The 7675-nt window shown below is 70.0% G+C and carries 8 protein-coding genes; 4 read left to right on the top strand and 4 right to left on the bottom strand.

Annotated features, from left to right (window positions below; genetic code table 11):
* Positions 1-234: 234 nt before the first annotated feature.
* Together ACFWV3_RS07460 and ACFWV3_RS07455 are read right to left on the bottom strand one after the other, a co-directional pair.
* Positions 235-1179 carry an SDR family NAD(P)-dependent oxidoreductase gene (locus tag ACFWV3_RS07460; RefSeq protein ID WP_382409351.1) on the bottom strand — a complete coding sequence of 315 codons (945 nt, stop codon included), beginning with the start codon at positions 1177-1179 and terminating at the stop codon, positions 235-237.
* Positions 1176-2120, bottom strand: coding sequence for an SDR family NAD(P)-dependent oxidoreductase (locus tag ACFWV3_RS07455; RefSeq protein ID WP_382409349.1), 945 nt, complete (start codon positions 2118-2120; stop codon positions 1176-1178). The genes ACFWV3_RS07460 and ACFWV3_RS07455 overlap by 4 nt, the downstream gene beginning before the upstream one ends.
* A gap of 113 nt (positions 2121-2233) precedes the next feature.
* Here ACFWV3_RS07455 and ACFWV3_RS07450 point away from each other — a divergent pair, with 113 nt between their 5' ends.
* Entirely contained in the window at positions 2234-2800 is a 567-nt protein-coding gene (locus ACFWV3_RS07450; RefSeq protein WP_382409347.1) for a TetR/AcrR family transcriptional regulator, read from the top strand.
* Here ACFWV3_RS07450 and ACFWV3_RS07445 read toward each other — a convergent pair.
* Complete coding sequence (locus ACFWV3_RS07445) at positions 2721-3206, bottom strand: GbsR/MarR family transcriptional regulator (RefSeq protein WP_382409345.1); 486 nt, start codon at positions 3204-3206, stop codon at positions 2721-2723. The genes ACFWV3_RS07450 and ACFWV3_RS07445 overlap by 80 nt on opposite strands.
* 65 nt (positions 3207-3271) lie before the next feature.
* Here ACFWV3_RS07445 and ACFWV3_RS07440 point away from each other — a divergent pair, with 65 nt between their 5' ends.
* Genes ACFWV3_RS07440 through ACFWV3_RS07430 form a run of 3 tightly spaced genes read left to right on the top strand, consistent with a single transcriptional unit; the run spans position 3272 to position 6446 of the window.
* The gene (locus ACFWV3_RS07440) at positions 3272-3790 is read left to right on the top strand and encodes an FAD-dependent oxidoreductase (RefSeq protein WP_382409343.1); all 519 of its coding nucleotides are present in this window, start codon (positions 3272-3274) and stop codon (positions 3788-3790) included.
* A gap of 11 nt (positions 3791-3801) precedes the next feature.
* Complete coding sequence (locus ACFWV3_RS07435) at positions 3802-5328, top strand: alkaline phosphatase D family protein (RefSeq protein ID WP_382409341.1); 1527 nt, start codon at positions 3802-3804, stop codon at positions 5326-5328.
* On the top strand, positions 5325-6446 hold the full coding sequence (locus ACFWV3_RS07430) for a hypothetical protein (RefSeq protein WP_382409339.1): 1122 nt from the start codon (positions 5325-5327) through the stop codon (positions 6444-6446). Before ACFWV3_RS07435 ends, ACFWV3_RS07430 begins: the two co-directional genes overlap by 4 nt.
* Positions 6447-6449: 3 nt before the next feature.
* On the opposite strand, the gene ACFWV3_RS07425 is transcribed toward ACFWV3_RS07430, so the two are convergent.
* A complete protein-coding gene (locus ACFWV3_RS07425) occupies positions 6450-7484 on the bottom strand; it encodes an aldo/keto reductase (RefSeq protein ID WP_382409381.1) in 1035 nt (344 codons plus the stop codon).
* Positions 7485-7675: the final 191 nt, after the last annotated feature.

The raw sequence follows: 7675 nt of genomic DNA, 5'->3' as shown, positions 1-7675 counted from the left end.
GTGTCAACTCGACACGCTTTTCGTCGAGTTGACACCCCTCCTCACGTGTGGCTCGCTCGTGTCGTGCTGGACGGGGGAGCCACCACCGCACCGGAACCACCCACCCAACAGCAAGCCGCCCAACACAAACAGGCGTGCCATCTACCTGCGAGCGGCGTCGGAGGGGCTCCTTTGGGAGTGTCGGGGGCTTGGGGGGCAGCGCCCCCAAAACCGCCAACGCAACAGGAACAAAACCTAAGCAGCAGGACGCAAAGACCACAGCGTCTGCTCGGAAACCTCCCACAACCGAGCGGCAGCACCAGGGTCCTGCGCGTAAGCAGCAACCCCACGCACGTGAGACCCAGGCGAAGCCGGAACAGCCTCGTTGCAGTCCTCGAAGTAGCGACCGGAAACACCGGCCAGCAACGGCGAAGTGGCCACGACCAGAGTGGTGGCCGCCCCCTGCTCCACGGTCTTCACCCGACGCCCGGAGGACCCGCTCAACCGGATGCGCTCTTGCAACTCGCCGGCACTCACGTGGCGCTGCAAGCCGGTGGCGATGCTCCCGGGCATCAGGGCGTTCATGGTGATGCCCTCGGACGCCCAGCGGGCGCCGGCCTCCACGCCGAACAGGATGTTGGCGGTCTTGGACTGGCCGTAGGCCGACCAGCGGTCGTAGGCGCGGCGGGCGAAGTGGAGATCGTGGAAGTGGATGTCGCTCATGAGGTGGGCCGACGAGCTGACGTTCACCACGCGGGCACCCTCGGCTCGCAGTGAGTTGAACAGGCCCAGCGTCAGGCTGAAGTGGCCGAGGTGGTTGGTGGCGAACTGGAGCTCCCAGCCCTCCGGGGTGCGGGTCAGCGGGGTGGCCATCACGCCCGCGTTGTTGACCAGCAGGTGCAGCGGGCCGTCCCAGTTGCGGGCGAAGGCCTTCACCGAGGCCTGGTCGGCCAGGTCGAGCTGGGCGATCGAGATGTGCTTGTTGCCCGTGGACCTGGTCAGGGAGGCCGCCACGCGCTGGGCCGCGTCGATGTCGCGGGTGGCGATGGTGACCTCGGCGCCCGCCACGGCGAGTGCTCGGACGGTTTCCACGCCGATGCCGGACGCTCCGCCCGTCACGACGGCGCGGCGGCCCGCCAGGTCGGCCACCTGTGCCACTTCCAGGGCGGTCGTCTCGAAACCGAAACCAGTGTTGATCATGCCTGCACCTTCAGCGTTTCCTCGGAGACCTTCCACAGCTGGGCGGCGGCCTCGGGGTCGGCCGCGTAGGCGGCCAGCCCGCTGGTGCCACCCGCGACATGCGGGAGTGCCTCGTTGCAGTCTTCGAAGTAGAGGCCCGAACGGCCTTCGACCAGGGGTGACACGGCGAGCACCAGCGTGGTGGCCGCGCCCTGCTCCGGCGTCTTGAACGTCAACGGCCTGCCGCCGCCGCGCAGCCGGCGCCGTTCGTCCAGCTCTTCCTGGGTGATGTGGCGCTGCAGCGCCGTGAGGATGCCGCCCGGCATCAGGGCGTTCATCGTGATGCCCTCGGACGCCCAGCGGGCGCCGGCCTCCACGCCGAACAGGATGTTGGCGGTCTTGGACTGGCCGTAGGACGCCCAGCGGTCGTACTCGCGGCGCTCGTAGTGGATGTCGTCGAACACCACGGGGCTCGAGAGGTGGCCGGCCGAGCTGACGTTCACGACGCGGGCGCCCTCGGCGCGCAGCGCGTCGAACAGGCCCAGCGTCAGCGTGAAGTGGCCGAAGTGGTTCGTGGCGAACTGGAGCTCCCAGCCCTCCGGCGTGCGGGTCAGCGGCGGCGCCATGACGCCCGCGTTGTTGACCAGCAGGTGCAGCGGGCCGTCCCAGGCCCGCGCGAAGGCCTTCACGGACTCCTGCGACGTCAGCTCCAGCGGCGCCACGAGGATCTTCTCGCTGCCGGTGGCGGCGGACAGCTCGGCGGCGACCCGGCGCCCCGCCTCGACGTCGCGCGCCGCGATGGTGACCTCGGCGCCCGCGGCGGCCAGGGCCCGCACGGTCTCGACGCCGATGCCGGACGCCCCACCGGTGACCACGGCGCGACGGCCGGACAGGTCGACGCCCTCGACGACCTCGAGAGCGGTGGTCTCGAAGCCGAACGGGGTGGTGATGCGCTCGCTCATCTGATTTCCCCAACCTGTGTCGTACACTGAAACGGAGGTGCCTCCGGTTCGGGTTCCACCGTAAACGGAGGAGCCTCCGGTTAGCAAGTGACGTACCCCATAGGAGTGACGAAGTGCGTGCAGACGCGGTCCGCAACCGAGGGCTGCTGATCGAGGTGGCGCTCGACGCGTTCACCCACGAGAAGGACGTGACCCTCGGCGCCATCGCGAAGAAGGCCGGCGTGGGCATCGGCACGCTGTACCGGCACTTCCCCACCCGCGAGGCGTTGATCGAGGCCGTCTACCGCACGGAGCTGGAGAAGCTCTGCGACGCGGCGCCCGAGCTGCTCGAGAAGCACGGCCCGGAAGCCGCGCTGCGGGAGTGGATGGACCGCTTCATCGCCTACGCGGCCACGAAGCACGACCTCAAGGAAGCGCTGCAGGCCGTGATCGCCCTGGGTGTGAACCCGTTCGAGCACAGCCGCGCGAAGATGACCGAGGCGGTCGAGGTCCTGCTGACCCCGCTGGGCGCGCGGACGAAACCGGTGGACCTGATGGCACTGCTGGTCGGCGTCGCGCAGAACGGCGACCCGGAGCAGGCTCAGCGGATGCTGGACCTGATCATGGACGGGGTCCTCCGCGGTGCCCGGCCCGAGCCCGCTCCCGCTCGAACCGCTCCACCAGCATCGGCGCCTCGCTGATCAGGAACGTGTAGAAGTCCCGCATGTACTCGAGGCGGTTGCGCGCGTGGCCGGGCCCCACCGCCTCGACGCCCTTCTCGACGGCGCGCAGCACGTCGTCCACGACCGAGTGCTGACGCGAGTACAGCGTCGTCCAGGCGTTGTCGCGCACGCGGAAGTGCTCACGGCGGCTGCCCGCGACGTGGATCCGCTCGACCAGCCCCATCTGCGCGCACATCTTGACCGCGCCGGACACCGATCCCGCGCTCACCCCCAGCTCGTCGGCGAGCTCACCCGCCGTCATCGACTCCTGCTCGGCGAACATGAACGCCGAGAGCACCCGCGCCCCCATCCTCTGCATCCCGGCCCCGACGAGGGTGAGCGCCAGGTGCTCGGCGGCCTGCCTGCGGTCTGTCTCGCGCGTCACATCGCCCCTGTCTTCAGAAATTTCTGAAAGTTCGCTAGCCTCAATCTTAGGGGAAGGGGCTGGTCATGGCCACAGCACTCGTCGTCGGCGCCGGCATCTCCGGGCTCGCGACCGCACTCCGGCTGACCCGCAGCGCGTGGGACGTCGTCGTGCTCGACCACGGCCCGCACCACGAGACCGTGCGGATCTCCGGCCCCGACCGGCACGCGGCCAAACGGCTCGCCGCCCTCCCCTGCGCGCTGCACTACGAGACCCGGCACAGCACCGTGACCGCGCTGTGCCCGGACCGGTTCGGCGTCACCGTCTCGTTCAACGACCGCGCGGACGAGTGGTTCGACATCGTCGTGTGCGCCCAGCCGTGCTGCGCGGCCGAGCGATTACCCGGCCTGCGCCTGCAAGCGTGGTCGCGCGACCACGTCGCCCTGCTGTACCGGGCCGTGCAGGACACCGGCATCCCGCTGTGCGCCGCCGAGCTGCTCGCGGACGCGTTCGACATCCACACCGACGACCACGCGGCTTTTGCTTGGTGGGAAACCACTTTGAAGCCCCACAGCGTTAGGCGGACCTTTACCCGCGTTCGGTAAGCCTGCTGGTCATGACCACGTTACGGAGACGTACGTTCATCGTGGGCGGCCTCGCGGGAGCGAGCGCCGGAGCCGGCCTCGGGCTGGCGGCCACCTCACCCGCGAACGCCATCGGCTACCCGTTCACCCTGGGTGTCGCGTCCGGCGAACCCGCGGCGGACGGGTTCGTCCTCTGGACCCGCCTCGCCCCGAACCCCCTCAACGCCGACGGCCTCGGCGGCATGCCGAACACCGACACGGCCGTCGAGTGGCAGGTCTCCACCGACGAGCGCTTCACCGCGGTCGTCCGCACCGGCACCTTCACGACGCAGCAGGCGAACGCCCACTCCGTGCACGTCACCCTCACCGGCCTCGAACCGGGCCGCGAGTACTGGTACCGCTTCCGCGCGGGTGGCCACATCTCCCCCGCCGGCCGCGCGCTCACCGCCCCCGCGGTCGGCACCTCCCCCGCGCTGTCCATGCTCTTCGCCTCGTGCTCGCACTACGAGGAGGGTTTCTTCACCGCCTACCGCCGGATGGCGGAGGAGCACCCCGACCTGATCCTGCACCTCGGCGACTACATCTACGAGGGCGCCGCGACCACCACGAAGGTCCGCCAGTTCGCCCCGTCGGCCGAGATCAGCACGCTGGCCAACTACCGGGTCCGGCACTCCCAGTACAAGACCGACCCCGACCTGCAGGCCGCGCACGCCACCGCGCCGTGGCTGGTCGTGTGGGACGACCACGAGGTCGAGAACAACTACGCCAACCTGGTCCGCAACGACAGCACCCCCACCGGCGACTTCAAGGCCCGCCGCGCGGCCGCGTACAAGGCCTACTACGAGCACATGCCGCTGCGCAGCGCGCAGGCCCCGAGCGCCGAGAACATGCTGCTGCACCGCAGGGTCCGCTGGGGCAGCCTCGCCACGTTCCACATGCTCGACACCCGCCAGTACCGCGACGACCAGGCGTGCGGCGACGGCACGAAGGTCTGCCCCGACGCCGATGCCACGGCCCGCACGCTCACCGGCAGCTCGCAGGAGTCGTGGCTGATCGACGGACTGCGGCAGAAGCTCGGCACGTGGGACCTCCTCGGCCAGCAGGTGTTCTTCGCGCAACGCCTCGCCGCCTCCGACGGGTCGAAGAGCATGGACGCGTGGGACGGCTACACCGCCAACCGCGCCCGCATCCAGAACGCGTGGGACACCAACGGCAACAAGGGCACCGTCGTGCTGACCGGCGACGTGCACCGCAGCTGGGCCGCGAACCTGATGCAGAACTACAGCACCCAGAACCGGATCATCGGCACCGAGCTCGTCACGACGTCGGTCACGTCCGGCGGTGACGGCAACGCGGCCGACAACAGCCTCAACCCGACGCTGAACCCGCACGTGAAGTACTTCAAGAACCTGCGCGGCTACGTGAAGACGCAGACCACGTCGACCGAGATGCGGGTCGACTTCCGCGCCGTCGACAAGGTCAGCGTGCGCGACTACCCGGTGAAGACTGTCGGCAGCTACGTCATCGAGTCCACCAACCCCGGATTGCAGGCGCCGTGAAGACACTGCTGATCGCGAGCCTCCTGCTGGCACCCGCCCCCATGACGTGGTCCACGGTCAACAGCGACTCGACCGGCGACCAGGACAACGCGGCCGTCTCGGCCACCCGCAACGGCTACACGGCCGTCGTGTGGGAGGACGACCGCGACACCACCGACCCCGCCGACCCGATCCACTCCGACGTCTGGATCCGCCTCTACAAGGAGGGGGCGTCGGTCTACGAGAAGAAGCTCTCGACCGGCGGCACGGGCAACTGGCGCCACTGGCAGCCGGACGTCGCGCTGCACGAGAACGGCACCGCGGTCGTCGTCTGGTCGGAGGACCCCGACGGCAACGGCTACTACAACATCGCCGTCCGCTCCATCAGCGCGTCCGGCACCGTCTCCGGTTCCGGCACGGCCAACGCGAGCGCCGACGGCCAGCAGTACTTCCCCAGCGTGGCGGCGGATCCCGACTCGGGCGGCTTCGCCGTCACGTGGGAGGACCAGCAGGGCACGGCGGCGCCGACCGTGCGGGTGGGCATGTTCGCGTCGATCAGTTCCAAGTCCTACGAGGCCCAGGTCAACAACTCCGGCGGCACCCACGCCAAGCCGCGGGTGGCGATGAGCGCCGCCGGCAACGCGGTCGTGGTCTGGGAGGCGGACGGGAACGTCGCCCGCAAGATCGTCACCGCGGCCGGTGGCGTCGCGCTGGCGCAAACCACGACGGGACAGGGAAAACGTCCCGCCGTGGCCGCCAACTTCAACGGCGACTTCGCCATCGCCTGGGAGCAGTCCGGGGTCCGCTCGCAGTCGTTCACCCCGGCCGGGGCGCCGCGCGGTGCCGTCGCCGCGACCACCGGCGCCGACCCGCAGATCGGCATCGACGACCAGCTCGGCGTCGCGGTGACCACGACGGAGTCGCAGGACGTCCACACCCAGGTCTACAACCCCGACGGCACCACGACGGGCCGTCCTGAACGGCAGCTCACGGTTTCGACCGCGACCGGCAGGCAGGACGAACCCGCCGTGGGCGTCGACCCGTGGGGCCGCGTCACCGTCGTCTACACCGACGACAACGACGGCAACGGGTATGACCAGATCTACCTCGGCACGGGTCTGAGCACCCAGGCCTGGTAGTCGCTAGCGCTGGTCGAGAGGCCTGCGGCGCTGGTGGACGTCCACCAGTGCCGCGGGCTTCCAGGCGCCGTGCACGTCGTAGGTGTCGGTGCCGGGCGGGACGATCTCGTCGATCCGGTCCAGCACGTCGTCGGTCAGCACCAGGGAAGCGCCTTCCAGCAACGACTCCAGCTGCTCCATCGTGCGCGGCCCGGTGATCGCCGACGTGACCGCGGGGTGCGTCGTCGCGAACGCGATGGCGAGCGCGGGCAGCGTCACCCCCATCTCGTCGGCGAGCTTCGCGAACTGCTCCACGGCCTCGAACTTGGCCGCGTTGCCCGGCAACGACTCGTCGAACCGCTCCGGCGACAGCGTCGCCCGGAACGCCTCGTGCGCCGCGCCCCTGCGGTGCTTGCCCGACAGGAACCCGCTGGCCAGCGGACTCCACACGAGCACACCCATGCCGAGCCGCTGACAGGTCGGCAGCACCGTCCGCTCGATGCCGCGCGCCAGCATCGAGTACGGCGGCTGCTCCGTGCGGAACCGCATCAGCCCGCGGTTCAGCGCGACGTGGTGCGCCTCGACGATCTCCGACGCCGGGAACGTCGAGCAGCCGAACGCCCGGATCTTCCCCTCCCGCACCAGGTCGGTGAGCACCGACAACGTCTCCTCGACGTCGGTGGTGTAGTCCGGCCGGTGCACCTGGTAGACGTCGATCCAGTCGGTGTCGAGCCGGCGCAGGCTGTCCTCGACCGCCCGCACGACGTAGCGCCGCGAGTTGCCGCTGCGGTTGCGCCCCTCCCCCAGCGGGAAGTGCACCTTGGTGGCCAGCACGACGTCGTCGCGCCTGCCCTGCAAAGCCTTGCCGACGATCTCTTCGGAGTCGCCCGCCGAGTACATGTCGGCGGTGTCGACGAAGTTGATGCCCGCGTCGAGGGCGCGGTGGATGATCCGCACGCCTTCTTCGCGGTCGTTGTTGGCCACCGAGCCGAACATCATGGCGCCGAGGCAGTGGTGGCTGACCTCGATGCCGGTTCCCCCGAGTACGCGATAGCGCATGTTCATGCGGCAAACCTAGGAACTAGAGGGCACTCTAGGTCAAGCGCCGCGGGTGGAGGGTGGACCGCGGGGGTGCCGACGGCGGGGGGCGCCGGCTGCGGGGGCGCCGGCTGCGGGGGCGCCGGCTGCGGGGGTGCGGGCAGCGGGGGTGCCGACGGCTGCGGGGGTGCGCCGGTTGCGGGCAGCGGCGG

It is taken from the genome of Lentzea sp. NPDC059081 (genome assembly GCF_042738015.1).
Lineage (GTDB): Bacteria > Actinomycetota > Actinomycetes > Mycobacteriales > Pseudonocardiaceae > Lentzea.
This window is presented reverse-complemented; position numbering and strand designations above follow the sequence as displayed.

Bases quoted from the DNA above. Each gene is read 5' to 3' on its own strand.
- ACFWV3_RS07460 (WP_382409351.1), bottom strand. From the start codon at position 1,179: ATGATCAACACTGGTTTCGGTTTCGAGACGACCGCCCTGGAAGTGGCA.
- ACFWV3_RS07425 (WP_382409381.1), bottom strand. From the start codon at position 7,484: ATGCGCTATCGCGTACTCGGGGGAACCGGCATCGAGGTCAGCCACCAC.
- ACFWV3_RS07435 (WP_382409341.1), top strand. From the start codon at position 3,802: ATGACCACGTTACGGAGACGTACGTTCATCGTGGGCGGCCTCGCGGGA.
- ACFWV3_RS07440 (WP_382409343.1), top strand. From the start codon at position 3,272: ATGGCCACAGCACTCGTCGTCGGCGCCGGCATCTCCGGGCTCGCGACC.
- ACFWV3_RS07455 (WP_382409349.1), bottom strand. From the start codon at position 2,120: ATGAGCGAGCGCATCACCACCCCGTTCGGCTTCGAGACCACCGCTCTC.